The following is a 25,358-nucleotide window of genomic DNA, read 5'->3' on the forward strand; positions in this document are numbered from 1 at the left end:
GGGCGATGGTGAGTATTCGTCTGGAGGGTGTGGGGGATGTACGCACTGTTCAGCGCCCTTTGGTCGTAAGGGCGGTGCTGTCACTCGTGCACCGCGGGACCCCGTGGTCCCGCGCAGACAATGCATGCGTTGGCATGGTCATGCAAAGACGTGTTACACGCTGTTAACCGCGGTTGATCAACTCTTGACCTGAATCCAGCGGAGAGTGAACGAGGCGTGACTTCATGTCCATTTGGCGAACAGGATGTGACAAGAAGCGTTCAGGTTGCCGTAGTTCGGGCAGTGATCAGCATGTGAGACGCGGCGTCACCCGGTGCGCGAGAGCCATCACGCATACGGCCAGTCGCCGCCCGGAACCGGTGTCCCGGCGGCGCGCAGCAGCCGGGACATCCGGTCCCCGGCGAGGTATACCCATGCGCGGACAAGGCCGCCGCTGTCGGGCAACACGTCGCGCGCGACGCGGTCGTAGAGGTTGCCGGGAGCGCCGGGAGTGCATTCCTCCAGCGCGTCGAGGGCGGCGAGCACGGCGGCGTGGTGCGCCGGGGCGAGCGTGATCAGCTCGCCGCGGACCGTACCGTCCGGCGCGGCCACCGCATACGGGTAGCCCGGCCCCTCGTAGAGCATCGCGCCCCGCAGCGTGGCGGGTTCCTCGGCGGTCGTCCGGCCGTGCAGGAAACGGTCGTGGTTGTGCTGCCCCGGACGCAGGGTGCCGTACACGAAGACGGGCAGTTCGGGCTCCACGCCCGTCACCCTAGGCGGCCCCGTCGCACCCGGTCGAGCAGGCCGCCCGCCACCCCCGCGACCAGGCCCCACAGCGCGCCGAGCCCGGCCAGTGGCAACAGTCGTGCCCGCAGCCACACCTCGTTCCCGAAGGCGTCGACGTCCCCGATCCCGATCAGCGACAGGCCGTAGCGCGCCGAGACATGGGTGAGCCCGCCGACGGCGAGCAGGGCCACCGCCAGCGTGACCGCGAGACTCACCGCGAGCCGCACCAGGCCGGTCCGCGCGGGGGAGAGCACGGCCGTCAGCACCCCGGCGGCCAGCAGTGCGAGCGCCGCGAGGAGCACCAACACCCAGGCACGGCCGTCCTGTTCGGAGAGCGAGGCGTAGTCCACGGTGCCGGGCCGTCCCCCGCGGCCCCGCAGCACCGCCGCGAGCGCCTGGGGCATGGGCAGCCCGATGCCGTGCGGCATCTGCCCCTCCCACGAGCCGCCGAAGCCGACGCCGAACGCGATCCAGACGAAATTGGGCAGCCCGAGCAGCAACACGGCTGCCGTCCGCGCCGGATGGCCATGAGTGAAGAGGATCACCACGCCGGCCACCACGCCCACGGCCACGTACGCCAGCAGCACCGCCACCGTCGCGCACACGGCCGGCCGGACCGTCTCCCGCACCCGTCGCAGCCGGCCCGGCAGCGGTGTACGGCGCGTCACCACGACCGTCACGGCCAGCAGCGCCAGCAGCCACAGCAGCCCGCGGCCGAGCGTGGGGAGCACGGCCGCCCGGAAACCGATCTCCGGCGTCACCCCCAGGGCCTCGCCGATGTCGTTGAGCACCGACCCGCCCAGGTCGAGCCGGAACGTGTGCCGGGCCGCCAGGGCGGTGAGCAGCAGGGCGAGCAGCCACAGGACGACCGTGCGCCCGGCCCGGCCGAGCAGCTCCGGACCGTCCGCCGGGGCACGGCGCAGCGGACGCAGGAAGGCCGCGGCGAGCGTCAGCGCCCCGGCCAGGGTCACCGAGAGCGGTACGGCGGTGAGCGTCGCACCCGTACGGCCGAGGAAGCCCGCACCTCCCGTCAGCTCCACCGAACCGCCCGCCGCCGCGGTCACCGTGGCCGCGAGCACGGCCGGGAACGCCCCGGACGGCAGATCGCCGGCCCCCGCCGCCCACAGCCCCAGCGAGGCGACGACCAGCATGGCCGCCACCGCCGCGACGACCGTGGCGACGGCATCCCCCCAGAGCCTGAGTGACCGGAGCACGCGATCAACGTAAGCCCCGCCGCCGGGCACCACCCGCCCGCGCGGGCGCCCGGGGGACAGCCTCCCGCTTGCGGGACGTCACGGATTGAGACACACAATGTGCACAGATGTCGTGAAATCCCATCAGTCACAGGGAAGCCGAGGAGGAGGCCGTGTCGTCCGAGCCGACCTCCGCCGCCCTGAAGCAGGTCCGCGCACGATGGGCGCCCCTGCTGCTGATGTCGGCGGCCGTGGTCTACAACGACTGGGTGCTGGAGTTCCTCCTGCCCACCGGGCTCGACCCCCGGCACTCCTACGTCAGCGAGCTCTACGCCACCGACCAGCGCTTCCACGTCCTGTTCGGCACCGTCGAACTCGTCGCCGCAGTCCTGGTGACGGCGGGCGCCCTGCTGGCCCGCGGGCGACGGACCGGCCGCTGGGCCACGGCCGGATGCTGGTGCCTGGCCGCCTTCGGCGCGGCCTCCGCGGCCGATGTGATCGTGCCGATGAGCTGCGCCCCCTCGGTGACGCGCGGCTGCGAGGCGGTCCTGTCCTGGCACACGGCGACCAGCGCGCTCGTCCACGCCGCACTGTTCGCCTCGATGGCCCTGTTCACCGTCGCCGCCCGCGCCGACCGGCCCCGCTGGGCGGCCGTCCGCCGCTGGACCCCCTGGATGCCGGTCGCCGCGCTGGTGGCGGCGGTGGCCACGACCGGCCCGCTGCTCGGCCGGCCGGGCTGGCACGGCGTACCGCAGCGCGCCCATCTGGTGCTGGTCGGCGCGTGGTTCGTCCTGGTCGCCGCGGCGGTGCGCGCGGACGCGAGAGCGCGGCGGTAGACGGTGGCCCGGCGCCGGACCGTCCTGTGCGGGGCGGCGGGCCTCGTCCTCGGCGCGGCCGGCTGCTCCGGCACCCGCCCGCCGGACACCGCCCGCACGCCCTCCGCGGCACTGCCCTCCACCACGGCCTGGCAGCCCGACCCGTCGGACATCGCACCCGAGGTGAAGCAGCGCGCCGTACGGCTCGTCACGGCGCTCGGCGCCTGGCCGCCCGGCGGCGGAGGCGCGGCACAGGCACGCGCCCGGGTGGCCGGACTCGGCCTGCCCGACGACCTCGCCGGCCAGGCCGGCCCGCTGCGGCCCGCCGCGGACGAGGCCGCGCTCGAGGTGATCTGCGCCCAGTACGGCGGCATCCTGGCCGCCTCCGCCAGCGTCCTCGTCGTCTGCCGGCAGTGGACCCGGACCGGTGACGGGCCCGTCACCGCGGGCGGCACGACCGTGGACGTACGCCTGTCCCGGCAGCGGAACGGCTGGACGGTGACCGCGCTGCGCCCGGGCTCGCCCGGGCCGGCGGCACCCGCCCTTGCCGCCGAGGCGCGCGAGGTGCTCGCCGAGCGGCGCATCCGGCTGCCGCCCGCCGCCGAGGCCGACATCCGCAGCGGCGCGGTGCACCCCGGCGTGCTCCGGGCGCTGCTCCGGCTCGCGGGCACCTACCGCATGGACGTCAGCGTCGTGGTGTCCGGGCACCCGCTCCAGGTCTTCGGCACCCGCAAACCCAGCGACCATCCGCTCGGCCGGGCCCTCGACGTCTGGCGCATCGACGACCGCGCCGTGCTGAAGGCCCCGAGGCCGCTCGTCGAGACCTTCATGCGCGACGCCGCCGCGGCCGGGTCCTACAACGTGGGCGGGCCGCTGCGGCCCCCGGGCGGGGCCACGGCCAACCAGTACTTCACCGACGACACCCACCACGACCACGTGCACCTCGGCTTCACCGGCTGACGGGCGTCGACGGGCATCAGCCCTTCGTCCGGGCGCGCACCAAGGGGTGGGCGGGGTCGTCCTCCCGGCCGGGGCCCGGCAGTGGAAGCAGCTCGTCCGGGGCGAGTTCGGCGCCGCAGCAGCCGCACACGTAGCGCGGGTCCGCGTCGTGGCCGCAGGCCGTGTGCACGACCCGGGTGGGCGGACCGTCCCCCGCCGGCAGCCAGCGGTCGCCCCACCGCTGCAGGGCCATCAGCACGGAGAACAGGTCCCGCCCCCGCTCCGTGAAGCGGTACTCGCTGCGGGTGCCGCTCGGCCCGTAGCCGTGGCGCTCGAGGACGCCCCCGTCCACCAGACGCGTGAGCCGGGCGGTCAGCACATTGCGGGCGATGCCCAGGTCGCCCTGCATCTCCTCGAAACGCTTGCGGCCGAGGAAGACCTCGCGCAGGACCAAAGGCGTCCACCACTCACCGATCAGATCCACGGTGCGGGCGATCGAGCAGTCGAGACCGGCCAGGCTGGCTCGTTTCATGATCGGAGCCTAACAGGGACAGTTGCGTGACGATACGGGTCAACTCCCGCCCGCCACCGGCCCGGACGGCACGCCCCACGCCTCCGGCACCCGCCAGCCGCGCCACTCCTCCCACCAGGCGCCGCCCTGCTCCACCAGAGCGGCCACCTCCTCCGCCGCCCGCCGCACCGCCTTCTCCTCCCGCGCCGTGAAGCCCCCCGACCGCACCCGCTCCTCGAACTCGTCGACGTCCTTCCACCGGTACGGCGATCCGTCCGCGGGGATCCACAGGTCCAGCTCCAGGTCCAGGGTGTCGAAGCCGTGCTCCGTACGGCGCATCGGCTCCTGGAAGTTGACGTACCAGCCCTGGAACCGGCCGTTCTCGCGGCGCCCCCACACCGCGTACCACTCGCCCGGCCGCTGGAGCTGGAGCACGCCCTCCGACTGCCATACGGGCTCGAAGGCGCTCCACGGGTGCGGGCCCCAGCGGAACGGGCCGCCGCCGAAGGCGAGCGGCGTCCCCTGGGCCAGATGGACCGCCAGGGTGTGCCCGTCGTCGGCGGCCACCCGCACCGGATACGTGAGCCACTCACGGCCGTCCAGGACCTCGCGACGCGTGATCCCCTGCCCGACAGAAAAGATCTTCGACATGTCCGTGACCTTAGGGGACAGCCGATGATCCGCCCGATATCACCCGATCCAGTGATTGTCGGTCCGGTCCTCCCGGCCCGACCCTGGAACCCTGGCAGAGCGCACCGTACAACCGGTCGGCGCCGCCCTCGCAGAGGAGGGGAACCATGATGAACCCGCCGCTGACGGCGGCCTCCGCGCCTCCGGCCGCCGAGCCGCCCAAGCCGCCCCACGCGTGCGAACTCCCCGCCGGGGAACGGCCCGGCCCGGTGTGCTCCGCCTGGCGCGCCCCCGCCTTCACCGCCGTCGAGCTCGCCGCGGAGGTCACCGCGTACTCCGGGCAGTGGTAGCGACCCATGGGGGACACGGGGGAGGAGCGGGCGGCCGGCACCGAGGACTTCACCGCGGCCCTGCACGCCTACGCCGATCGGTACTGGCACCGGCACCCGCTCCATCTGCGGCTGCACCAGGGTGAGTTCAGCCATGACGAGCTGCGCCGGTGGATCGCCAACCGGTGGTACTACCAGAAGTGCCTGCCGCAGAAGGACGCCGCCATCGTCGCCAACTGCCCCGTGGCGGAGGTCCGCCGTCGCTGGGTCCGGCGCATCGCCTACCAGGACGGCGCCTCCGACGGCACAGGCGGCCACGCCCAGTGGCTCGACCTCGCCGAGGCCGCCGGGCTCACCCGCGCCGAGGTCCTCGACGAGCGCCACGTCCTGCCCGCCGTCCGGTTCGCCACCGACGCCTACGTCACCTTCGCCCGCACCCGGCCCTGGACCGAGGCCGTCGCCGCCTCGCTCACCGAACTGTTCTCACCGGGCCTGATGCGCGAGCGCCTCGCCGCACTGCGCACCCACTACCCCTGGGTCGCCCCCGCCGGGCTCGGCTACTTCACGGCCCGTCCCGACGCCGCCGCCGAGGACGCCCGCCACGCCCTCGGCCTCGTCACCGCCTACTGCACGACACGGCAGCAACAGGACGCCGCGCTCGGCGCGTTGGCGTTCAAGTGCGATGTGCTCTGGAGCATGCTCGACGCCCTCGAGCACGCCGGCCGGGCGGGGTGAGCCGATGACCGGCGACCGGACCCGGTGGCGGCTGCGCAGCGGCGTCCGGCTGCGCCACGACGCCGTGCGCGACACCGGCGTACTGCTGCACCCGGAGGGTGTCCTCCTGCTCAACGAGACGGCCATGGCCGTCCTCGAACTCTGCGACGGAACCACCGACCTCGTCGGCGTCACCGTCGCTCTGTCCCGGACGTACTCCGCCGTCGAGGCCGAGGACGTCCGGGCCTTCCTCTCGAGCATGGCCGAGCGGCGGATCGTCGAACCAGCGGCCGGTCCCCGGTGAACCGGCCGCTGGGCATGCTCGCCGAACTCACCTACCGCTGCCCGCTGCAGTGCGCCTACTGCTCCAACCCCCTCGACCTGGGCGACCGTTCGGCGGAGCTCACCCTGGCGCAGTGGCGCTGTGTCCTCGGCGAGGCCCGCGACCTCGGGGTGCTCCAGGTCCTCCTCTCCGGCGGGGAACCCCTCCTGCGCCGGGACCTGGCGGGCATCGTCGCGCGCGCCCGTGAACTCGGCCTCTACATCAGCCTGATCACCGGCGGCCAGACCCTGTCCGCACGGCGCCTCGCGGAACTCACCACCGCCGGCCTCGACCACGTGCAGCTCAGCGTCCAGGACGCCGAGGCACCCGGCGCGGACGCCATCGCGGGCCGCCCCGTGCACCGGCGCAAGCTGGCCGCCGCGGCCCGGGTCAAGGAAGCGGGCCTGCCGCTCACGGTCAACGTCGTCCTGCACCGCGCCACCATCGGTCACACCGGCGCCCTGATCGAACTCGCCGAACGGCTCGGCGCCGACCGGCTCGAGCTCGCCAACGCCCAGTACTACGGCTGGGCGTTGCTCAACCGCGCCCGTCTGCTGCCCACCCGCGAGCAGCTCGCCGAAGCCGAACCGGTGGTGCGCGCCGCACGCGAGCGGCTCGCCGGCCGGATGGAGATCGTGTACGTGACGGCCGACTACCTCGACGGCCTGCCGAAGCCCTGCATGCACGGCTGGGGGAGCCGCCAGCTGACTGTGGCCCCCAACGGCGACGTGCTGCCCTGCCCCGCCGCGGCGCAGATCCCCGGCCTGGGCGTGGTGAACGTCGCCGACGCCCCGCTGGCCGACATCTGGTTCCGCTCCCCGGCGTTCACCAGGTTCCGCGGCACGGACTGGATGGCCGAGCCCTGCCGCAGCTGCCCGCGCAAGGAGATCGACCACGGGGGCTGCCGCTGCCAGGCGTTCCAGCTGACCGGCGACGCCGCCGCCACGGACCCCGCCTGCCCTCTCTCCCCGCACCACGCACTGGTCACCGGGGCCGCACGGGACCCGGACGCCGTACCCGTCCGGAGGATGCCATGACGGTCCCGGTCACCACCCAGCACAACGACAACCGGCGCACCGGCGCCAACCCGCTGGAGACGGCACTGCGCCCGGACACCGTCGGCCCGCACACCTTCGGCAGGCTCTTCTCCCGCGCCGTGGACGGCGAGGTCTACGCCCAGCCGCTCTGCCTGCGCAACGCCGTCTACGTGGCCACCATGCACAACAGCGTGTACGCCTTCGACGCCCAGGACCCCGCCGCCTCGACACCGCTGTGGCACACCTCGCTCGGGCCCCCGGCCCCGCTGCCCGACCCCGATATCGGCCCCTCGGGATACCACGACATCGCGGTCGAGGTGGGCGTGCTGAGCACCCCTGTCATCGATCCGGACCGGAGCGTCCTGTACGTCGTCGCCTTCACCAAGGAGCACGACGGCTACCACCACACGCTGCACGCCCTCGACACGGACACCGGCCGCGAGGTCCTCACACCGGTCCGGATCGCCGCCACCGTGCCGGGCAACGGCGACGGCAGCGTCGGCGGCCGGATCACTTTCACCAGCGAACGGCAGCTCCAGCGCTCGGCGTTGACCCTGGCCAACGGCAGGGTGTACGTGGCGTTCGCGTCGTACGGCGACCGGAGCCCCTACCACGGCTGGGTGTTCGGGTACGACGCGGGAACCCTCAGGCGCACCGGCGTGTACAACACCACCCCCGACACCGGGCTGGGCGGCATCTGGCAGGCGGGCCAGGGCGCGGCCGTCGACGAGCACGGCCACTTGTACGTCATGACCGGCAACGGCGGCTTCCGCACGGACGGTTCGAACCTCGGCGACTGCTTCGTCAAGCTCACCCCCGACCTCACCGTCGCCGACTGGTTCTCGCCCTTCGACAACGCGGTCCTCGACCGCATCGACGCCGACCTCGGTTCGGCCGGCCCCCTGCTCCTCCCCGGCACCGGCCTGGTGCTCGGCGGCGGCAAGATGAGCAAGTTCTATCTGCTCGACACCGCGAACATGGGCCACTTCCAAGCCGGTTCCGACAGCCAGATCGTGCAGAGCTTCCAGGTCGTGGCACCGGGCGTGCTCACCCACCACATCCACGGCGGCCCCGCCTACTGGGACTTCCCCGGCGGGCCGTGGGTGTACGTCTGGCCCGAGAACGCCGCCCTGCGCGCCTACCGTTTCACCGGCGGAAGCTTCCTGACGAGCCCCGTGTCGACCAGCACCACCACGGACCCCACGGGCGTGCCGGGCGGGTCACTGGGGATGCCCGGCGGCATGCTGTCGCTCTCCGCGCACGGCGGCGACCCCGCGACCGGGCTGCTGTGGGCCTCCCACCCCTACAAGGACGACGCCAACCAGCGGGTCGTGGCCGGTGTCCTGCGCGCCTACCAGGCCTCCGACCTCACCCACGAGGTGTGGAACAGCAAGATGGACGCGGCCCGCGACGACGTCGGCCTGTACGCGAAGTTCGTCCCCCCGACGGTCGCCAACGGCAAGGTCTACCTGGCCACGTTCTCCGGCGCCCTGCACGTGTACGGCCTGCTCGGGGTGTGACGGTTCACCCGGACGGCCCGCAGGGCGGGCGGCCCCGGGGCGGGCGGCGGTCCCCTTGACCCATGGCCTCACCGACACCGGAACCGACACCGGAACCGACACCGAAGCCGACACCGAAGCCGACACCGACACCGCCCCGCCCCGCGCCGCCCGCGGGTCTGAAGCCGGGGCTGTGGTGGCACTGCCTGGGCGGCGGCCTCGCCCTGTGGCTGCTCGCCCTGGTGGTCACGTACGCGACCCAGAACACCAACCTGCTGCCGACCCTGATCCTGCTCGGCAGCTTCCTGGTCCCGGGCTGCTTCGCCCTGTGGGCGTACGAGAAGCACGGCCAGGTGTACGGACTCGGCCTGCTCATCGGCTGCTTCGTCGTCGGCGGCGTGCTCGGGGTGCTGGGGGCCTCCGTCCTGGAGTACTACCTGCTGCACCCGTCGGTCGGCCTCTTCCTCGGCGTCGGCCTCATCGAAGAAGCCGTCAAAGCCCTCGCCCTCGTCCTGCTGCTGCGCCGTCACCCGGACATCCGCGGCCGGCGCGCGGGACTGGTGCTCGGCGCGGCGGTCGGCTTCGGCTTCGCCGCCTTCGAGAGCTCCGGCTACGCCTTCAACGCCCTGCTCACCGTCCGGGGACTGTCCCTGCGCGGACTGGTCGAGACGGAGATCCTGCGCGGCCTGCTGGCGCCGTTCGGCCACGGGCTGTGGACCGCGATCCTCGGCGGGGCACTGCTCGCCGAGCGCCGCGACGGCCGCTTCCACCTCACCGGCCGGGTGATCGCCACCTACCTGGGCGTGTCCGTACTGCACGCCCTGTGGGACTCGATGAACGGCATCGCCGTCTGGCTCGTCTACGCGCTGACGGCGACCAGCACCCAGCGCACCCTGTTCGAGTACGGCTACCTGCCCCGCCCCACCGGTGAGCAGAAGCACCTCTACACCCTGTTCTCCGACGGCGGCCTGGTGGTCATCGGCCTGGTCGGCGTGGCCTGGCTGCTGTCGTCGGCATCGCGGGCGCGCAGGGACACCCCCTAGCACCCGCGACTTTGGTCGACGGTCCGCGCGACCTTCGGCGAACGTCCCGGGCGCCCGGATCTGCCTATGGTGCCTGGCATGGCAGTGACATCTTGGGCCCGCGACCTGTGGGTACGGCTGACGGCACCGGGCCAGTGGTCCCGGCGGCGGATCGCCCTGGAGAGCGGGCTCGCCCTGGTGCTCGCCGTGCTCGCGGCGGCAGCGGAGGACGGCTTCGGGGACGGCGGGACCGGTACGGTCGTCCTGGTCGCCCTCGCCACCGCGGCAGTCTCCCTGATCCGGCGCGCACTGCCGGCGACCGCCCTGATCGCCGCCGCCGTGCTGACCGCGCTGAGCGGCGGGGCCTTCGGCCTGCTGCTGATCGTCGTCGGATGGTCCGCCGGGCGCAGGATCGGCGGAGTGCTGCGGGCCCTGTCCGCCTTCAGCGCGGCCTTTGTGCTCTACGGGGTGATCACCCTCTCGTTCGAATCGCATGCGTTGCCGTACGTCGTCTTCACAGCGCTCTTCTTCCTGGTGACCACGGTCGTCCCGGGCCTCGCCAGCCGCTACTGGGCCCAGCGGCACGCCCTGCTGCAAACCCTCCGGGAACGCAACCTCCAGCTCCTGCGCGAGCGTGAGATGGTCGCCGGCCAGGCACGGATGCGCGAACGCCAGCGCATCGCCCGGGACATGCACGACAGCCTCGGCCACCAGCTCGCCCTGATCGCGGTGCAGAGCGGTGCGCTCGAGGTGTCCAGCGGGCTCACCGATCAGCAGCGCGAGGCGGTCGGGGTGCTCCGGGAGGCATCGGTCGCCGCCATGCACGAGCTGCGTGCGGTGGTCGGCGTCCTCAAGGACGGCACCGTCGAGGACGAACAGCCCGCCTCACGGGGCGTGGCGGGCATCGGCGGACTCGTCGACGCGTCCACGACGGCGGGTATGCGGGTCCGGCTCGAGCGATCGGGGGAACCGCGCCCGCTGTCCCCGGCGGCGGACCACGCCGGGTACCGCATCGTGCAGGAGGGGCTGACCAACGCGTACAAGCACGCGCCCGGCGCGCCCATCACCGTCGGTCTGCACCACGAGCAGGACTCCCTGGTGGTGGAGGTCGTCAACGGGTCCGTACCGCAGGACGCCGCCTGCCGGGAGGCGGCGGTCAGCGGCGGCCAGGGGCTCACGGGGCTGCGCGAGCGGGTCCGGCTGGCCGGCGGGATGCTGCACGCCGGACCCGTGGACGGCGGCGGCTTCCGGCTCGGGGCGGTCCTCCCGTACGGCGCGGGGGAACACCCGGAGACGACCATCGTCGAGGCGGGCGACGACTTTCGGCAGCAGATGCGGACCGTGGCTCCGGGCGACGGTGGACCGGTCATCGACGGGCTGGATCCACGTGAGGAGTTCAAGAGCATCATGAGCGTCAGGAAGAGCAACGGCTGTCTCGTCGGCTTCGGGGTCGCCCTCGTGATCCTGGCGGGCCTGGCTCTGCTGGTCGTGCTGGGGGTGAGCAAGCTCATGGACGCGGCGAACAAGGCGATGATCGGGCCCAAGGAGTACGCGTCGATCCAGGTCGGCACGTCCGAGGAGAAAGTACGCAAGCAACTGCCCTCGGGAAAGTCCTTCCTGACGTCCGACCTGAAGGGCAAGGGTCCGGCCGTGCCGGCCGGTGCCAAGTGCCTCAGCCTGCTGTCCACCGACTCCTCGGGGCCGCTGAACGAGGACACGGTGTACCGCTTCTGCTTCAAGGACGGGAAACTGATCGAGAAGCGTGAATTCCATGTCAAGAACGATCAGTAGCAGGAGACAGAGTGATCCGCGTCCTCATCGCCGATGACGAGCCCTTGATCAGGGCGGGCATCAGGATGATCCTGACCTCGGCCGACGACATCGAGGTCGTGGCCGAGGCGGCGGACGGGCGCGAGGCGGTCGAGCTGGCCCGGCGGCACACGGTGGACGTCGCCCTGCTCGACATCCAGATGCCGGTCCTCGACGGCCTGGCCGCACTCGCCGAACTCGGGCGCACGGCTCCGGGCGTCCGGGTGCTGATCCTGACCACCTTCGGCGAGCGCGACAACGTCCTGCGGGCCCTGCGGCACGGCGGGGCCGGCTTCCTGCTCAAGGACTCGGCACCCGCCGAGCTGATCGGTGCCGTACGCGCGGCGGCCGCGGGCAACGCCTATCTGTCGCCCGCCGCGACCCGGCACGTGGTGGACTCCCTCGCGACGGGCGACACCGCCACGCGCGGCGAGGAGGCCCGCCGCCGGGTGGCCGCCCTGAGCGAGCGCGAACGCGCCGTGCTCGCCCTGCTCGGCGAAGGGCTCTCCAACGCCGACGCCGGGCGGCGGATCCACATGAGCGAGGCCACGGTGAAGACGTACGTCAGCCGGATCCTCGCCAAGCTGGAGTGCGAGAACCGGGTCCAGGCCGCCCTGCTCGCCCGCGACGCGGGGCTGGGGGCGTAGGGCGTGTCCGGTGGGGTGTCCCCGTGACCGTGGTGGTGGCCGTGGTGTTCGCGCTGCTGACGGCGCTGAGCAACGCCTCGGCCACGGTCCTGCAGCGCAAGGCGGCGCGCGACGTGCCGCCGGGCGGCGGCCTGCGCCCGCGGCTGATGCTCGACCTGATGCGCCACCCGGTGTGGTTCGCCGGGATCGCGGCGGTGATCTGCGCGGCGGTCTGCCAGGCCCTGGCCCTGACCTGGGGCTCGCTGGCGCTCGTCCAGCCGCTCTTCGTCACCGAGCTGCCGTTCGCGCTGCTGATCGGCTCCGTGGTCCTGCGGCGCCGGCTGCCGGGCCACGGCTGGGCCGCGGTGGCCGCCGTCGCCGTGGGCATCGGCCTCGCCCTCGGCGCGGCGGCACCCTCCGGCGGCCGCACGCCGTTCGCTCTCGGGCCCTGGATCGCCGTACTGGCGGCGACCGGCGGCGCCGTCGGCCTGTGCGTCGCGGGCGCCCTGAAACGCCCCGGCGGCCGGGCCCGCGCCGCGCTCTTCGGCGCCGCCGCGGCCATCGCCTACGCGCTGACCGCCGCCCTGATGAAGGCCGCGGCCACCAGGTTCGGCGACGACGGCGCCGGAGCGTTCCTCACCGCCTGGCAGACCTACGCCTTCTTCGCCTCCGGAGCCTGCGCGCTGTTCCTGCTGTCCCACGCCATGACCTCCGGGCCGCTGGTGGCCTCCCAGCCCGCGCTCACCCTGGGCGACGCGCTCGTCAGCCTGTCCCTGGGCGTCCTGCTCTACGGAGAGCACGTACGCGCCGGGTGGTGGCTGGTCCCCGAGGCCGCCGGGGTGCTCCTGGTGACCTGCGGGACGCTGGTCCTCGCCCGGGTGGAGACCACCGCGACACCGCCAGGCTAGGGGGTGTCGCGGTGGGTCGGCATCGGACACCTCCTAGGCCCTACGCCGGGTCGGAGCGGTCGCCGTCGAGCAGCAGTTGCGGGACCTGGCGGAACGTCCAGCCCGAGCCCTCGCGGGTGAACACCCACACAAGGTCGAACCGTTCGTCCGGCCACTCCGCGGGCGGCGCGGGCCGTACCGTCCCGAGACCCTTGACGATCGCGGAGATCCGGTGGTGCTCCCAGGACACCAGGGTGACGCCGTGCCGGGCGGCGATCTCCTTGGCCAGCGCGGACTCGTCGTCCGTGCGGTAGCCGAGGTTCAGCCGCTGCCCGAGCTTCGCGGCCAGCGGGGTGACGGTCTCGCTGGGCCGCAGGCCCGACTTCCCGCCGTGGTGGGGAGCGGCGGCGTAGACGGCCGTGGGACGGCGCAGCCCCGGGCGCAGCGGCGTGCCCCCGTCGGGCGCGAACAGCCCGACCAGCGCGCCCGCGCGCTGCCAGCCGCGCACCAGCAGGGCGTGGTCGTTCTGTTCGCCTTCCTCGGTGATGCCGAAGGGAGGCTTGTCGCCGTTTTCTTTGGGTTTCTCCCCATGCCGGATGATCATGACGGTGTCGGGTCCGGAGGCGTCCGGCGCGGAGGAGGCCCGCGTCGGCTGTATGCTCGCCGCCGCGTGTCCCGCACTCTTGCCGCAGGCGGCCATCACCGCGCCGGAGGCGCCGGTCAGCCCCATCACCGTGGCCATGCGCAACAGGGTTCTGCGGGGGGTGACTTCGGGAGTTTCGGTCATCCGTTCCTTATAGCGGATCACCCGGCGCCGCAGCCAGAGTGTGATCAGACCTGCGTGATCAGACCTGCGTGATCAGACCTGCCGCCCCAGCCGGGCGAGGAGATCGGTCCAGGAATCCGCCCCGGACGGCACCGGCACCGGCTCCGCGAACAGCCCGGTCGCCGACAAGTCCTCCGCGTACGGCCCGAATTCGCGCACCGCGAACGAGACGAGCGCCCGCGAGGGGCGCTCCGGCGCCCCGATCGCCCGGGACAGGTCCCACGCGTGCACGATCAGGTCGGCCGTCATCTGCGAGCAGTACGCGTCGGCGGCGGACGGGCCGTACGACAGCTGCACGGTCCGGGCGAGGGCGCCGCGCGCGGCGAACGCCTCGCGGGCCCCGGCGGCCGCCGCGTCCCACGCGGCGGCGGGGGCTTCGCCGAGCAGGTCGCCGTCGAGCGAGTCCCCGAGGTCCCCGACGGCCGCACCCGTCAACAGCGGCGGCGCCCACAGCTGTTCCACCGTGAGGTGGTTCACCAGGCCCCGCACCGTCCACTCGGAGCACGGCGTCGCCGCGCCCCACTGCCGGGGCCCGATGGCATGCACCCGGTCGGTGAACAGATCGAGCGCCTCGCCGTGCCGGGCGAGCAGGGTTCGCCGCGTGTCGGTCATGGGATCCAGGATCCGCGCCCCCGGAGACCGCGGCCACCCGGCCTCCGCGGCCCGCATCGGCCGAACGGCCCTCTGGGCGTGATGACCGACACAAGCGGTGCGAGGGTGCCCCTGAGGAGGTGTGGCCATGATGGATCGCCCGCTGGTCGTGGGCGTCGACGGATCCGCCGGCAGCCGGATGGCGCTGGACTGGGCCGTGGACGAGGCGGCCCGCCACAGCCTGCGGCTGCGCGTGGTCTATGCCTCGCTGTGGGAGCGCTACGAGGGCAGGCTCCAGCCGCCCGACAGCACCCTCTCCGCCGAGGCGCTGGCCGAGGAACGCGTCGCCGCCGTCGCCCAGCGGCAGGCCAGGGACCGCAACCCGGAGCTCGAGGTGAACGCGGAAGTCCTGCCCGAGGAGGCGGTCAACGCGCTGCTGGAGGAGAGCCGCCATGCCGCCGCGCTCGTCACCGGACCGTCGGGCCGGGGCACCGTCACCGGCCTGTTCCTGGGGTCGGTGAGCCTCGCGGTCGCGGGCCGCGCCCACTGCCCGGTGACCGTGGTCCGTGGCGAGGAGCACAACATCCGCGGCGAGTGCGGGCGGATCGTCGTGGGCGTCGGCGACCCGGCCGAGGCCCCGGCCGCCCTGCGCTTCGCCCTGCGGGAAGCGGCCGTACGCGGCTGCGAGGTACGGGCCGTCCGCGCCTGGCGGTACCCCGCGCGCCAGTCGGTCGACAACTATCCGCTGCCCACCGACGACGCCCTCACCCACGAGGAACGCGCCGCACGGGAGCTGAGCGACCTGCTGCGCGAGCCGCACGAGGCGAACCCGGACGTCGTCGTCCACGGCGCGACGGTCGAGGGCCCCGCCCACCGGGTGCTCGTCGAGGAGTCGGCCACCGCCGACCTGCTGGTCGTCGGCTCCGCACGGCGCCATCGCGTACGCGGCTTCCAGCTCGGCCGCGTCAGTCATGTCGCGCTGCACCGCGCCGCCTGCCCTGTCGCGGTCGTCCCTCACACCTGACCCTCACACCTGACCCGCACACCTGACCCTCACCCGCCGCCCTGGAGCTCCACCGCGAGATCCACGAACTCCTGGACCAGCGGGCTGCGACGGGCGGCGTCCCACGCCAGGCAGACCCGGCTGGGGCCGATGTCGTCCACGGCGAGGGACCGGATGTCCGGGCGCGTGTAGAACGACACGACGGACCGCGGGAGGACGACCACACCGTGGCCGGCGGCGACGTGCTCCAGCTTCTCCTCGACCGTGCGCATGACGGGCAGCGCCCGGCGCCGCTCCGAGCGGGACTCCGCCGCGAGGTCCCGCCACTCCGGGACGGCGTCCGGGTCCTGCAGCAGGTGCTCGTCGGCGAGCTCGGCGATGCCGGCCGTCTCCCGGCCGGCCAGCCGGTGACCGACGGGCACCACCGCCATGCGCGGCTCGTCCAGCAACGGCCGCATCCGCAGGCCCCGTTGGTCGACGGGCAGCCGTACATAGCCGACGTCGACCCGGCCGTCACGGACGGCATCGGCCTGGTCGTCCCAGCCGGTACGGACCACGTCGACCGTCATATCGGGATGACGGTCGCGCAGGGCCTGCGCCGCAGGCGTGACGATGAGCCCGGGCACGAAGCCGACCGTGAACACCCTCGGCTCGCGCGCGGCCCGCGTGACCCGCCGCCGCAGGGCCTCGGCACTCGCCAGCAACGGGGCCGCGTCCGCCGCCAGTTGGACGCCGGCCGCGGTCAGCTCGGTCGACCGCCGCGAGCGCACGAACAGCTGCACCCCCAAGTCCTCCTCGAGCGACCTGATCTGACGCGAGAGCACCGGCTGCGCGATGTGCAACGCCTCGGCCGCACGGCCGAAATGCAGGTGCCCGGCGACCGCCAGGAAATACCGCAGCTTCCGCAGACTCAGGTCCATCAGCGCTTCTCCCCACCTCTGATGCCCTCACGGTATGACAGCCGCCGGAAAGGGTCTTGGACGGGGGCCGCCCCACGACCGCATCGTGGACACACCGGATCACCACTTCTCACCGGAGTTCCCACATGAACCTGCAAGGACAGCGCGTCGTCGTACTGGGCGGCACCTCGGGCATCGGACTGGCCACCGCCGAAGCCGCCGCCGCACAGGGCGCCGAGGTCACCGTCGTCTCCGGCAAGGGGACGAGCGTCGAACGCGCCCTGGCCGTGCTGCCTTCCGGCGCGCACGGACGGGTCGCCGACCTCACCGACACGACGGCGGTACGGGCCCTGTTCGACGGCCTCGGCGACTTCGACCACCTCGTGTTCACCGCCGGGGAACCGCCGCAGCTGGCCCCGCTGGACGGGATGGACCTCGACGCGGCCAGGGACCTCTTCTCGCTGCGCTTCTTCGGCGCCCTCGCCGCCGTGCAGGCCGCCCGCCCGCACCTGCGCCCCGGCGGCTCGGTCACGCTGACCACCGGCATCTCCAAGGACCGCCCGGCACCGGGCTGGACGGTCGCGGCGAGCGTCTGCGGCGCCGTCGACGCCCTGACCCGCGCCCTCGCGGTCGAACTCGCCCCGCTGCGGGTCAACGCCGTCTCGGCCGGTGTCGTCCGGACCCCGATGTGGACGGCGGCCCTGGGCGACGCCGACCGGGAACAACTCTTCACCGGCACCGCCGCGCACAACCCCACGGGACGGGTGGGCGAGGCCGCCGACATCGCCCGGGCCTTCCTGTTCCTCATCGGCCAGCCGTTCGCCACCGGGACGGTCCTCACGGTCGACGGCGGCGCGGTCCTCGTCTGACCCCGGCTCCCCATGTCCCCTGATGTGACATGGGCATTGCTATAGCCGATTTACCTGGACAAATATCGCTTTCCTCGGGAACCGAAACAGTGTTCCGATCATCTGTACGGATAGCGGGGGGTTGATTGCCCGCATGTCAGGGCTGTTTCGGTTTTTGGGAGGTCACTCAGTGCACGTCAGGTTGGGCCGTCGCCCCGTCCTGTTGATATCCGCCCTCACGGGTTCTGTTGTACTGACTGCTTGTTCGGGGGGGTCCGACAAGGCCGCGGACTCGGGGCCGGAGGCCAAGGTCACCGTCACTCCGGCCGTGAGCGGCAAGGAGACCAAGCTCGGTTCGCCGATCTCGGTGAAGGCCGCGGGAGGCAAGCTCACCTCCGTGGAGGTGAAGGACGACAAGGGGCACAGCGTGTCCGGCCGCCTGGCCGGTGACGGCAGCTCCTGGCAGTCCGACGGCAAGGTCATGCCGCAGACGACCTACACCGTCAAGACCGCGGCGGAGTCGGACAAGGGCCGGAAGTCCTCCGGAACCTCGTCCTTCACCACGCAGCAGGCGCCGAGCGTCAACAAGCTCACCAACACCCCGCAGAACGGGGAGACGGTCGGGACCGGCATGCCGGTCTCGATCCTGTTCGACCACAAGGTCGACAAGAGCAAGCGCGCCGAGATCGAGAAGGCGCTGAAGGTCACCACGTCGACGAACGTCGAGGGCGCCTGGGGCTGGGTGACCGACTACTCCGGCGCGGACCGCATCGACTGGCGGCCCAAGAGCTCTTGGCCCAGCGGGACCAAGGTGTCCGTCAAGGGCTCGCTCGGCGGCATCGACTCGGGGGAGGGCGGCTGGTTCGTCCGCGACTACGACTTCGGCTTCACGATCGGCGCCGACCACAAGGCCGTCATCGACGTTCCGGGCCACAGCCTGACCATGTACGAGAACGGCAAGGTCGTCGGCAGCGTCAAGGGCTCGGCCGGTTCCCTGGAGACCCCCACCCGCGGCGGCATCCACACGGTGCGCAGCAAGAACGCGGACGAGGTCATGGACTCGTCCACGATCGGCTACGGCAATCAGTGGTCGCTGGCCTCGAAGTGGGTGACCCACATGACCGCCTCCGGCACGTTCCTGCACTCCGCGCCCTGGAACAACGACGTCGGCGTCGTGAACAACAGCCATGGCTGCTTCGGCATGACCACCGAGGACGCCAAGACGGTCTACGACTTCCTGCCCATCGGCTCGACCGTCGAGGTCAAGGGCACGTCGAGCACGGTGAAGACCGACGTCGGCAACGGCCTCGAGGTCTGGCAGGAGACCTGGCCCGAGTGGCAGAAGCGCAGCGCGCTGAACAACAACAAGTGACTGGCCGGGCGGGCCGGGAGGAGCGGGGCTCCTCCCGGGCCGCTCCGGTTTTTCACCGGACCAGGGGCTCGACGTTGACCAGGGACGCGTACGGGCGGTAATGCCCGGCGGTCCCGGGCCCGTTGAGGAACTCGAGGCCCTCGATCTTCTCCAGCGCGGACCGCAGGCGCGGCGCCGTGTGCTCGGCGAAGCGGCGCCAGTGCCGCTCGTCTTCCCACTCGGCGAAGTTGAGCACCTGCTCGCCGTCCCTGGACAGGTGGAAGTGGGCGCCCAGCAGCCCCGGCACCCGCTCCTCCTCCAGTATCGCGAGCACCGTGTCGGCAAGCCGGTGCTGGGTGGCCGGGCCGTCCGTACGGAAGGCCGGGGTGACCAGCAGGCCCGGGGTGCCGCCGGCCGCGACATGGCTGCCGTACAGCGCGTACCGCACCAGGCCGGGCCGCTGGATGCCGGGAATTTCCGCGTCGATGCGGCTCACCGTCGCGGGACGCCGGGTGCGGGCCCATGTGCGGTGCGCGTCGTCGTCCGTCCACTGCGCGTAGAAGAGGACGCGCCGGCCGTCCTCGCCCAGGAACGCGGTCAGCGAGAGCATCGCGTCCGGACGGTCGTCGCCCTGGCGTTCCCATTCCGCCATCAGCAAGTCCGCCGCCTTGCGCTGGAGTTCGGGAGCCGGGACGATCCACTGGCTGATCAGGGCCGTACCGGCGTCGGGGCGGCGGACATCGGGAAAGAAGTGTGCGGTGGGCATGGCGGTCCTTTCGTGTTGCCGTGCCCGGCAGTCTTCTTCCTCAAGCGCGATTGAGGTCAAGCGGCGGACGTCACCGGGCCAGCCTCCCCAGCAGGGCCGACGCGGCCGCCACACCGGCGATCACCGCGGCCGACAGAACGGCGAAATCCAGACCGAGATGGGCGGGTGTGCCGATCAACAGCCCGCGCAGCGCGTCCACTTCATAGCTGAGCGGATTGCCCTTGCTGACCGTCTGGAGCCAGTGCGGCATCAGCTCGATCGGGTAGAGCGCGTTGGAACCGAAGAACAGCGGCATGGTGATGGCCTGTCCGATGCCCATGAGCCGGTCACGGGTCAGCACGAGCCCCGCGATCGTCATGGACAGGCAGGAGAAGAACGCCGCGCCGAGCAGCAGCACGGCCACCACGCCGAGCAGTTCGAGCGGGCCGGTGTCCAGCGTGACCCCTAGCAGGGCCGCGAGGACCAGGACGACCACCGCCTGCGCCAGCGCCCGCACCCCGGCGGCGAACGCCTTGCCCGTCACCAGGGCCGCTCTCGGCGTGGGCGTCACCAGCAGCTTGGTGAGCACGCCCGCGTCACGCTCCCAGATGATCTGGATGCCGTAGAAGATGGCGATGAACAGGGCCGACTGAGCGAGGATGCCCGGGGCCAGGTAGTCCAGGTACGGGACCGGGCCGGTCGGGATGGCGCGCAGCCGGGTGAAGGTCTCGCCGAAGATCAGCAGCCAGAGCGCGGGCTGCACGGCGCGGGTGACCAGTTCGGTGCGGTCGTGGCGCAGCTTCTCCAGCTCGACCAGGCACAGGGCGACGACCCGGCCCGGCAGCTGGCGCCAGACGGGCGGTACGGGCGTCTCAGCCCAGACGGCCGGCGGTGCGGCGGGTGCGGCGGACATCGCGAAGACCTCCTCCTCTGTCGGCGTCCCCCAGGTGATCCCCCGTGTGGTGGCGGAAGACGTCCTCGAGGCTCGCCCCCGGCCCCAGTTCGCTCTTCAGCTCCTGCGGGGTGCCCAGTGCCCGCAGCCGCCCGCGGTGCATCAGCGCGATGCGGTCGCACAGGGCGTCGGCCTCGTCCATGTAGTGCGTGGTCATCAGCACCGTCATCCCGGTGGCCGCGCGCAGCTCGGCGATGCGCTCCCACACCCCGGAGCGGGCCACCGGGTCCAGGCCGATCGTCGGCTCGTCCAGCACCAGCAGCCGTGGCCGGTTGACCAGGGCCTGGGCGAGCTCGAGGCGGCGCACCATGCCGCCGGAGTACGTGGCCACGAGCCGGTCCGCGGCATCGGCCACCCCCATCGTCTCGAGCACCTCGTCGATCCGGGCCCGGCGCTCGCGCCGCGGGACGTCGAAGAGCCGGGCGAACAGCGCCACGTTCTCCCGCCCCGTGAGGGTGCCGTCGGCCGACAGCTCCTGCGGCACATAGCCCAGCAGGCGGCGTACGCGCATGGGCTTGCGCGCCGGGTCGAAGCCGAACACCCGGGCCCGTCCGTGCCGCAGCGGCAGCAGCGTCGTGAGCACCCGGATCGTGGTCGTCTTCCCGGCACCGTTGGGCCCGAGCAGCCCGAACACCTCACCGGGGGCGATCCACAGCGAGACGTCGTCCACGGCCAGACGGTCGCCGAAGCGATAGGACAGTCCCTCGCACTCGACGGCCCGCTGGGGCCCGGTCCTGCCTGAGGTCATGATTCCTCCACGGCGTCGGCCACGCGTCGCAGCAGCACGATGGCATCGGGCAGCCGGTCCCGCTCGGCCGGGTCCAGCCGCCGCAGGGCCTCGGCCACGGCGGCGCAGCGCCGGTCCCGCCACTCGCTCATCCGGCGGCGGGCCGGGGCCGTGAGCTCGAGCCGCACCACGCGCCGGTCCGGCGGGCGCCGGGTGCGTTCCACCAGACCGGCCGTGCACAGTCGGCCCACCAGGGTGCTCACGGAGTTGGGCGCCATGCCGAGCTCGGCGGCGGCTTCGGTCACGGACGCCCCGGGGCGCCGGTAGAGCAGCCGCAGCACATCGGCCTCGGCACCGGTCAGCGTCGCGAAGACCGGCCCGCGCCCGGCGGCCCGCCGCGAACCACGGCGCAGCGCGGCCACCGCTCCCAGCAGTTCCTCGGCCACATGGACCGATAGGCCATCGGTCGCCATGCGGCAATTTTATCTCTCAAACAGAGTCTTTGTCCCGGCCGCGCAGCGGCTCATCGGGGCAGCGGCTCATCGGGTGCCCGGAGCGCGGCCAGCCCGGTGAGCAGGGCGTCGACCGCGAGGCCGAACCGTTCCGCGTCGTCCGTCCCGGCCCCGCTGCGGGCCGCCTCGGTGATCAACGGATAGCGCCCGGCGTCCAGTTCGGCGAGCCACGGCGCGGAGCCCGGGCCCTCGGCGCCGATGTCGCCCGCCTCGGCCGAGGTGTGCCCGACGACCAGCAGGGACAGCGAGTTGAGCGCGTGCACGGCCTGCCCCAGGGGAAAGCCCGCCGTGGTCAGCGCGGTCAGTCCGCGCTCCATCGCGTCCAGGGTCGCCGGGGTCACGGCGGGACGGGCGGATACGAGCGGCAGCACCCCGGGGTGGCGCAACAGCGTGGCACGGAGCGCGTCCGCGTAGGCCCGCAGTAACGGCTGCCAGTCCGTGCCCTCGGCCTCCAGGGGCAGCGCCTCCGTGAACACCCGCTCCACCAGGCCGTCCAACAGGGCGTCCTTGCCCGGCACATGGTGGTAGAGCGTCATCGCCTCGACGCCCAGTTCGGCGCCGAGCCGGCGCATGGTGAGCGCGCTCGTGCCCGCGCTGTCGACCAGGGCGAGCGCGGCATCCAGGATCCGTTCCCGGGTCAGGCCGGCCCGTTCGCCGCGCGACCTCTTGTGAACCATGCGTCCTCCCGGACCCCTTGACATTCTTACAACGTAAGGAGATCGTATCCCCGCACCGAAACTTACTTTGTAAGAAACAAGGGGGAGTATACATGGACACCACCATGATCCAGGCCAACAAGCAGGTCGTCGCGGACTTCTTCCACGCGCTCAGCGAGCGCAGGATCGAGGACCTGCCCCGCTACATGGCGCTGGACGTGATCGACCACAACAAGGTCATCTTCGGGGAGCCGGACGAGCCCGGTGCCGCCTTCGAGGGCTTCCGCCAACAGCTCGAGGCCTTCGGCGAAGGCGGCCTGGAGCCGCAGCAGTTCATCGCCGAAGGCGACACGGTCGTGGTCCGGCTGCTGGTCACCGGCACCCACACCGGGCACCACCCCCGCATGCCCGCCCCCACTGGCCGCTCCTGCGAGGTGGAGCAGATCTGGATCTGCACCGTGAAGGACGGGAAGATCCGCGAACTCCGGGCCGTCAGCGACCGCCTCGGGATGTTCCTCCAGCTCGGCTGGGACTGGCCGACGCAGGACTGACGGCCTGTACGGAGATCAGTGCACCCGGCTGCGCCCGCGCTCCCGCGCGGCGTCCAGCATCTCGTCGAAGGTGGCCACGGTAATCCGGGCAGGCCGGGTTCGAAGCGCTACCGCCGGGCGGTGGAGAAGCCGGTTGCCTTTCGGCCGGACTGGGGGTAGCCGGATCATCGGCCGCAAAAACAACGGACGGAACACGATCTACAAGTACGTGCCCGAGCTGAAGGGCGGACGGATCGCACTCGCCGACGCCGCGGGCGCAGGACGCCGCCGACGAGGTATGACAGGGGCGGGGCCACGGCCAAGGCGTTCTCCGCGGAACTCAACTCCGGGGCGTGCCGGGGGCGTCGAGGTCACTCGCGGCCGCACGACCCCGGAGAGGGGCTTTGTCGGCAGCCCCACCTACCCCCTTTGAGGTTTGTGCTTTCTCCCTTCAGTCCCTCCCGCCTCGCGTGCATACTGGGGGCCCGGAAAGTTACCCGGGGTACGCGGCCGACGGTCCGGGATTCTCCTCGGGCGTTACCAGGGCCGGGGTCTGACGGTGCGTCATCCGGTGGGGACGTCGGAGGAGGTCGCCCGAGGTTCCCTCCTCGGTCGGCACCCATGTGAAACATCGCGCGTGGCCCGAGTTCCACACTTCTCAGGAGCCGTCTTGCACATACCGAAATATGTCACCGCCGTCTGTGCCACCGCCGCGGCGACGGTCTTGGCCACCTCCACGTCCGCGGCTGCGGAGACCGGCCCTGAGCAGGGCAATTTCCTTCCCGCTATGGTCCATTCCATCCTCCACCTCGACATCGATCCGCCGGGCGCCAATGACTGGAACTGCCGTCCCGGCGCCGCCCACCCGCGTCCGGTCGTCCTGGTGCACGGGACCTACGAGAACCGCTACAACAACTGGGCCCGGATGTCCCCCGAGTTGAAGGCCCAGGGCTACTGCGTCTACGCCCTCGACTACGGCGACACCGACGACGCCGGAGTGGCTCTCGCTCCCACCGTCAAGGGTTACGGAGACATCAGGAAGTCCTCCAAGGAGCTGGCCGCCTTCGTGGACAAGGTGCTCGCTGCCAGCGGCTCCGGCCAGGTGGACCTCGTCGGCCACTCCCAGGGCGGGACCCTGGCCCGCTGGTATCTCAAGGCCGACGGAGGCGCGAACCCGACCGACCCCTCGAAGAACAAGGTCAAGAAGGTCGTCCAACTCGGTGCGACCAACCACGGCACCACCATAAGCGGCATCGAGACTCTCGCCGACATGCTCCACATGCTGGGCCCCGGGGAGAAGCTCTTGGGGAAGGCGGGCATCCAGCAGTACAAGAAATCCGACTTCATCAAGGAGCTCAACGCCGACGGGGACACCGTTCCCGGGATCGACTACACCGTGATCGGCACGAAGTACGACGAGATCACCACCCCCTGGCAGAGCACGTTCATGACGGCGGGCCCCGGAGCAACGGTGCACAACATCACCTTGCAGGAGGGCTGCTTCGTCGACTTCTCCGCCCATCTGAGCATGTCGTACAGCCCGCGTGCGATCGGACTGGTCAAGCGGGCCCTGGACCCCTCAGCCCCGGCGGCTCCCTGTGTGCCGAGGGCGCCCGCCTTCTGATTCCACCGAAGGTCCGCCTTGGCCGATCTCGATCGTCAGTCGGCCGCCGGAGGATGCCGGAAAGCAAGGCGGCCGACTCAGCCCTCCAGTCCCGTGAAGATCTGGCGGCCGCCATTCTGGATGGTCTTCAACGCCCTGGTTCACCCCAGGAAACTCAACCGCACCTGGCGGTCCGGGTTGTCCTTGTTCGGCCATGGTGCTGGAGATGCCTGCCCCCGTCGTCGCCGATGCCCGCGGTTACTACCAGGTCACCACAACTCGCCTCGCATCCGAGGCGCTTGGCGAGCTTACCCGGGGCCCCAGGGGCGGTGCAGGGCGGGGGTCAGCGCACGGCGATCTCCTGTGCGCGGTCGACGTCCGGGCTGCGGTAGAGCCGTTCCGGGATGCGTGCGAGGGTCGAGGGATGCACCTGCGGCCCGAGTCCGTAGAGCTTCTGGAAGCTCATGATCAACGGCCGCCAGGCATCGGGGTCGATATGGTCGTCCGTCCCCTTCAGCCGGATGTCCTCGTGCGCATGCACTCGCTGGACCCGGACCTCGAAGGCCGCGATCGCGCCGCGCTGCCGCTCGTCGTCCTCGCCGACCGGATGCACCGCCTCGACGACCGCCTCCAGGGCGACCGGACACTCGGCCGCCCTGGGCGGTGCCACCGTCTCCGAGGCGACGGGCGTGAGCCCGGCCCGGCCGAACTTGTCCGCCTCGTGCCGATAGCCGCGCTCGCGCTTGCGCGGCGGCACCGGGTCCGACCCGGTGGTCAGCGCGAGCCGGTCGACCGCCGGGGCGAGAGCGTCGGACGGCAGATTCAGCACGCACTCGCGGGTGCGCAGCATGTTCTCCGCCGTCTTCGACCGGCGGCCCAGCCCCAGAACGGCCCGCCAGCCGAGCCAGAAGGCCGAGGACATGGGAGCCAGATTGGGCCGGCCGTCCTCGTTCAAGGTCGAGATCAGCACCACGGGGGTGCCGAAGTAGAGGATGTTCGGTTCGATGGTCGTCATGA

General features: G+C 72.2%; 29 protein-coding genes. 16 read left to right on the forward strand and 13 right to left on the reverse strand.

Features of this window, described 5'->3' with window-relative positions:
• Positions 1 to 327: 327 nt before the first annotated feature.
• On the reverse strand, positions 328 to 741 hold the full coding sequence (locus tag ACV530_RS19195; RefSeq protein ID WP_494333749.1) for a gamma-glutamylcyclotransferase family protein: 414 nt from the start codon (positions 739 to 741) through the stop codon (positions 328 to 330).
• A gap of 5 nt (positions 742 to 746) precedes the next feature.
• A complete protein-coding gene (locus ACV530_RS19200) occupies positions 747 to 1,979 on the reverse strand; it encodes a streptophobe family protein (RefSeq protein ID WP_494333750.1) in 1,233 nt (410 codons plus the stop codon).
• Positions 1,980 to 2,131: 152 nt separating this feature from the next.
• Between ACV530_RS19200 and ACV530_RS19205 the strand changes: the two genes are divergently transcribed.
• Positions 2,132 to 2,794 (forward strand): DUF998 domain-containing protein, encoded by a 663-nt coding sequence (locus tag ACV530_RS19205; protein WP_494333751.1) that lies wholly within the window; start codon positions 2,132 to 2,134, stop codon positions 2,792 to 2,794.
• Positions 2,795 to 2,797: 3 nt separating this feature from the next.
• Positions 2,798 to 3,733: a hypothetical protein gene (locus tag ACV530_RS19210; RefSeq protein ID WP_494333752.1), complete on the forward strand. Its 936-nt coding sequence runs from the start codon at positions 2,798 to 2,800 to the stop codon at positions 3,731 to 3,733.
• A 16-nt stretch (positions 3,734 to 3,749) separates the two neighbouring features.
• Here the strand turns inward: ACV530_RS19210 and ACV530_RS19215 are convergent, their stop codons facing one another.
• Positions 3,750 to 4,244: a winged helix-turn-helix transcriptional regulator gene (locus ACV530_RS19215; protein ID WP_494333753.1), complete on the reverse strand. Its 495-nt coding sequence runs from the start codon at positions 4,242 to 4,244 to the stop codon at positions 3,750 to 3,752.
• Between the two features lie 39 nt (positions 4,245 to 4,283).
• A complete protein-coding gene (locus tag ACV530_RS19220; protein WP_494333754.1) occupies positions 4,284 to 4,874 on the reverse strand; it encodes a ribonuclease FAU-1 family protein in 591 nt (196 codons plus the stop codon).
• A 146-nt stretch (positions 4,875 to 5,020) separates the two neighbouring features.
• Here ACV530_RS19220 and pqqA point away from each other — a divergent pair, with 146 nt between their 5' ends.
• The 9 genes from pqqA (at position 5,021) to ACV530_RS19265 (ending at position 13,119) form a co-directional block, all read left to right on the forward strand.
• Positions 5,021 to 5,203, forward strand: a complete 183-nt coding sequence (gene pqqA, locus ACV530_RS19225; RefSeq protein ID WP_494333755.1) for a pyrroloquinoline quinone precursor peptide PqqA — start codon at positions 5,021 to 5,023, stop codon at positions 5,201 to 5,203.
• 6 nt (positions 5,204 to 5,209) lie between these two features.
• A complete protein-coding gene (gene pqqC / locus ACV530_RS19230; RefSeq protein ID WP_494333756.1) occupies positions 5,210 to 5,917 on the forward strand; it encodes a pyrroloquinoline-quinone synthase PqqC in 708 nt (235 codons plus the stop codon).
• 4 nt (positions 5,918 to 5,921) lie between these two features.
• Positions 5,922 to 6,200, forward strand: a complete 279-nt coding sequence (gene pqqD, locus ACV530_RS19235) for a pyrroloquinoline quinone biosynthesis peptide chaperone PqqD (protein ID WP_494333757.1) — start codon at positions 5,922 to 5,924, stop codon at positions 6,198 to 6,200.
• A complete protein-coding gene (pqqE, locus tag ACV530_RS19240; RefSeq protein WP_494333758.1) occupies positions 6,197 to 7,255 on the forward strand; it encodes a pyrroloquinoline quinone biosynthesis protein PqqE in 1,059 nt (352 codons plus the stop codon). The genes pqqD and pqqE overlap by 4 nt, the downstream gene beginning before the upstream one ends.
• A complete protein-coding gene (locus ACV530_RS19245) occupies positions 7,252 to 8,775 on the forward strand; it encodes a hypothetical protein (RefSeq protein ID WP_494333759.1) in 1,524 nt (507 codons plus the stop codon). The genes pqqE and ACV530_RS19245 overlap by 4 nt, the downstream gene beginning before the upstream one ends.
• Positions 8,776 to 8,837: 62 nt before the next feature.
• Positions 8,838 to 9,797 (forward strand): PrsW family intramembrane metalloprotease, encoded by a 960-nt coding sequence (locus tag ACV530_RS19250; RefSeq protein ID WP_494333760.1) that lies wholly within the window; start codon positions 8,838 to 8,840, stop codon positions 9,795 to 9,797.
• 78 nt (positions 9,798 to 9,875) lie between these two features.
• A complete protein-coding gene (locus tag ACV530_RS19255; protein WP_494333761.1) occupies positions 9,876 to 11,567 on the forward strand; it encodes a sensor histidine kinase in 1,692 nt (563 codons plus the stop codon).
• 11 nt (positions 11,568 to 11,578) lie between these two features.
• Positions 11,579 to 12,232 carry a response regulator transcription factor gene (locus ACV530_RS19260; protein WP_494333762.1) on the forward strand — a complete coding sequence of 218 codons (654 nt, stop codon included), beginning with the start codon at positions 11,579 to 11,581 and terminating at the stop codon, positions 12,230 to 12,232.
• Positions 12,233 to 12,255: 23 nt separating this feature from the next.
• Entirely contained in the window at positions 12,256 to 13,119 is an 864-nt protein-coding gene (locus ACV530_RS19265) for a DMT family transporter (RefSeq protein ID WP_494333763.1), read from the forward strand.
• Positions 13,120 to 13,159: 40 nt separating this feature from the next.
• Here ACV530_RS19265 and ACV530_RS19270 read toward each other — a convergent pair whose 3' ends face one another.
• Positions 13,160 to 13,840, reverse strand: a complete 681-nt coding sequence (locus ACV530_RS19270; protein WP_494333764.1) for a hypothetical protein — start codon at positions 13,838 to 13,840, stop codon at positions 13,160 to 13,162.
• A 117-nt stretch (positions 13,841 to 13,957) separates the two neighbouring features.
• Positions 13,958 to 14,536 carry a TIGR03086 family metal-binding protein gene (locus tag ACV530_RS19275; protein ID WP_494333765.1) on the reverse strand — a complete coding sequence of 193 codons (579 nt, stop codon included), beginning with the start codon at positions 14,534 to 14,536 and terminating at the stop codon, positions 13,958 to 13,960.
• 127 nt (positions 14,537 to 14,663) lie between these two features.
• On the opposite strand from ACV530_RS19275, the gene ACV530_RS19280 reads away from it, so the two are divergent.
• Positions 14,664 to 15,539 (forward strand): universal stress protein, encoded by an 876-nt coding sequence (locus ACV530_RS19280; RefSeq protein WP_494333766.1) that lies wholly within the window; start codon positions 14,664 to 14,666, stop codon positions 15,537 to 15,539.
• Between the two features lie 29 nt (positions 15,540 to 15,568).
• On the opposite strand, the gene ACV530_RS19285 is transcribed toward ACV530_RS19280, so the two are convergent.
• Positions 15,569 to 16,438: a LysR family transcriptional regulator gene (locus ACV530_RS19285; RefSeq protein ID WP_494333767.1), complete on the reverse strand. Its 870-nt coding sequence runs from the start codon at positions 16,436 to 16,438 to the stop codon at positions 15,569 to 15,571.
• Positions 16,439 to 16,563: 125 nt separating this feature from the next.
• On the opposite strand from ACV530_RS19285, the gene ACV530_RS19290 reads away from it, so the two are divergent.
• The gene (locus tag ACV530_RS19290) at positions 16,564 to 17,286 is read left to right on the forward strand and encodes an SDR family oxidoreductase (protein WP_494333768.1); all 723 of its coding nucleotides are present in this window, start codon (positions 16,564 to 16,566) and stop codon (positions 17,284 to 17,286) included.
• Positions 17,287 to 17,593: 307 nt separating this feature from the next.
• Positions 17,594 to 18,637, forward strand: coding sequence for a L,D-transpeptidase (locus ACV530_RS19295; protein WP_494333769.1), 1,044 nt, complete (start codon positions 17,594 to 17,596; stop codon positions 18,635 to 18,637).
• 52 nt (positions 18,638 to 18,689) lie between these two features.
• On the opposite strand, the gene ACV530_RS19300 is transcribed toward ACV530_RS19295, so the two are convergent.
• The 5 genes from ACV530_RS19300 to ACV530_RS19320 all read right to left on the reverse strand — a co-directional run bounded on the left by ACV530_RS19300 (position 18,690) and on the right by ACV530_RS19320 (position 22,229).
• The gene (locus ACV530_RS19300) at positions 18,690 to 19,382 is read right to left on the reverse strand and encodes an antibiotic biosynthesis monooxygenase (RefSeq protein ID WP_494333770.1); all 693 of its coding nucleotides are present in this window, start codon (positions 19,380 to 19,382) and stop codon (positions 18,690 to 18,692) included.
• Positions 19,383 to 19,452: 70 nt separating this feature from the next.
• Positions 19,453 to 20,274, reverse strand: coding sequence for an ABC transporter permease (locus tag ACV530_RS19305; protein WP_494333771.1), 822 nt, complete (start codon positions 20,272 to 20,274; stop codon positions 19,453 to 19,455).
• A complete protein-coding gene (locus tag ACV530_RS19310) occupies positions 20,234 to 21,061 on the reverse strand; it encodes an ABC transporter ATP-binding protein (RefSeq protein ID WP_494333772.1) in 828 nt (275 codons plus the stop codon). The genes ACV530_RS19305 and ACV530_RS19310 overlap by 41 nt, the downstream gene beginning before the upstream one ends.
• The gene (locus tag ACV530_RS19315; RefSeq protein ID WP_494333773.1) at positions 21,058 to 21,513 is read right to left on the reverse strand and encodes a MarR family winged helix-turn-helix transcriptional regulator; all 456 of its coding nucleotides are present in this window, start codon (positions 21,511 to 21,513) and stop codon (positions 21,058 to 21,060) included. The genes ACV530_RS19310 and ACV530_RS19315 overlap by 4 nt, the downstream gene beginning before the upstream one ends.
• Positions 21,514 to 21,563: 50 nt before the next feature.
• Positions 21,564 to 22,229, reverse strand: coding sequence for a TetR/AcrR family transcriptional regulator C-terminal domain-containing protein (locus tag ACV530_RS19320; protein WP_494333774.1), 666 nt, complete (start codon positions 22,227 to 22,229; stop codon positions 21,564 to 21,566).
• A gap of 92 nt (positions 22,230 to 22,321) precedes the next feature.
• Between ACV530_RS19320 and ACV530_RS19325 the strand changes: the two genes are divergently transcribed.
• Both ACV530_RS19325 and ACV530_RS19330 read left to right on the forward strand, forming a co-directional pair.
• Positions 22,322 to 22,759 carry an ester cyclase gene (locus tag ACV530_RS19325; RefSeq protein WP_494333775.1) on the forward strand — a complete coding sequence of 146 codons (438 nt, stop codon included), beginning with the start codon at positions 22,322 to 22,324 and terminating at the stop codon, positions 22,757 to 22,759.
• A 766-nt stretch (positions 22,760 to 23,525) separates the two neighbouring features.
• On the forward strand, positions 23,526 to 24,362 hold the full coding sequence (locus ACV530_RS19330; protein WP_494333776.1) for an esterase/lipase family protein: 837 nt from the start codon (positions 23,526 to 23,528) through the stop codon (positions 24,360 to 24,362).
• Between the two features lie 322 nt (positions 24,363 to 24,684).
• Here ACV530_RS19330 and ACV530_RS19335 read toward each other — a convergent pair whose 3' ends face one another.
• Positions 24,685 to 25,356 (reverse strand): flavin reductase family protein, encoded by a 672-nt coding sequence (locus ACV530_RS19335; RefSeq protein WP_494333777.1) that lies wholly within the window; start codon positions 25,354 to 25,356, stop codon positions 24,685 to 24,687.
• Positions 25,357 to 25,358: the final 2 nt, after the last annotated feature.

Source organism: Streptomyces sp. SX-6 (assembly GCF_059089585.1).

Excerpts from the sequence above, each read along its gene's own strand:
- ACV530_RS19215 (WP_494333753.1), bottom strand. The coding sequence starts at position 4,244 with ATGAAACGAGCCAGCCTGGCCGGTCTCGACTGCTCGATCGCCCGCACC.
- ACV530_RS19220 (WP_494333754.1), bottom strand. The coding sequence starts at position 4,874 with ATGTCGAAGATCTTTTCTGTCGGGCAGGGGATCACGCGTCGCGAGGTC.
- pqqA (WP_494333755.1), top strand. The coding sequence starts at position 5,021 with ATGATGAACCCGCCGCTGACGGCGGCCTCCGCGCCTCCGGCCGCCGAG.
- pqqC (WP_494333756.1), top strand. The coding sequence starts at position 5,210 with ATGGGGGACACGGGGGAGGAGCGGGCGGCCGGCACCGAGGACTTCACC.
- pqqD (WP_494333757.1), top strand. The coding sequence starts at position 5,922 with ATGACCGGCGACCGGACCCGGTGGCGGCTGCGCAGCGGCGTCCGGCTG.
- ACV530_RS19245 (WP_494333759.1), top strand. The coding sequence starts at position 7,252 with ATGACGGTCCCGGTCACCACCCAGCACAACGACAACCGGCGCACCGGC.
- ACV530_RS19250 (WP_494333760.1), top strand. The coding sequence starts at position 8,838 with ATGGCCTCACCGACACCGGAACCGACACCGGAACCGACACCGAAGCCG.
- ACV530_RS19255 (WP_494333761.1), top strand. The coding sequence starts at position 9,876 with ATGGCAGTGACATCTTGGGCCCGCGACCTGTGGGTACGGCTGACGGCA.
- ACV530_RS19270 (WP_494333764.1), bottom strand. The coding sequence starts at position 13,840 with ATGGCCACGGTGATGGGGCTGACCGGCGCCTCCGGCGCGGTGATGGCC.
- ACV530_RS19275 (WP_494333765.1), bottom strand. The coding sequence starts at position 14,536 with ATGACCGACACGCGGCGAACCCTGCTCGCCCGGCACGGCGAGGCGCTC.
- ACV530_RS19280 (WP_494333766.1), top strand. The coding sequence starts at position 14,664 with ATGATGGATCGCCCGCTGGTCGTGGGCGTCGACGGATCCGCCGGCAGC.
- ACV530_RS19285 (WP_494333767.1), bottom strand. The coding sequence starts at position 16,438 with ATGGACCTGAGTCTGCGGAAGCTGCGGTATTTCCTGGCGGTCGCCGGG.
- ACV530_RS19290 (WP_494333768.1), top strand. The coding sequence starts at position 16,564 with ATGAACCTGCAAGGACAGCGCGTCGTCGTACTGGGCGGCACCTCGGGC.
- ACV530_RS19300 (WP_494333770.1), bottom strand. The coding sequence starts at position 19,382 with ATGCCCACCGCACACTTCTTTCCCGATGTCCGCCGCCCCGACGCCGGT.
- ACV530_RS19305 (WP_494333771.1), bottom strand. The coding sequence starts at position 20,274 with ATGTCCGCCGCACCCGCCGCACCGCCGGCCGTCTGGGCTGAGACGCCC.
- ACV530_RS19310 (WP_494333772.1), bottom strand. The coding sequence starts at position 21,061 with ATGACCTCAGGCAGGACCGGGCCCCAGCGGGCCGTCGAGTGCGAGGGA.
- ACV530_RS19315 (WP_494333773.1), bottom strand. The coding sequence starts at position 21,513 with ATGGCGACCGATGGCCTATCGGTCCATGTGGCCGAGGAACTGCTGGGA.
- ACV530_RS19320 (WP_494333774.1), bottom strand. The coding sequence starts at position 22,229 with ATGGTTCACAAGAGGTCGCGCGGCGAACGGGCCGGCCTGACCCGGGAA.
- ACV530_RS19325 (WP_494333775.1), top strand. The coding sequence starts at position 22,322 with ATGGACACCACCATGATCCAGGCCAACAAGCAGGTCGTCGCGGACTTC.
- ACV530_RS19330 (WP_494333776.1), top strand. The coding sequence starts at position 23,526 with ATGGTCCATTCCATCCTCCACCTCGACATCGATCCGCCGGGCGCCAAT.
- ACV530_RS19335 (WP_494333777.1), bottom strand. The coding sequence starts at position 25,356 with ATGACGACCATCGAACCGAACATCCTCTACTTCGGCACCCCCGTGGTG.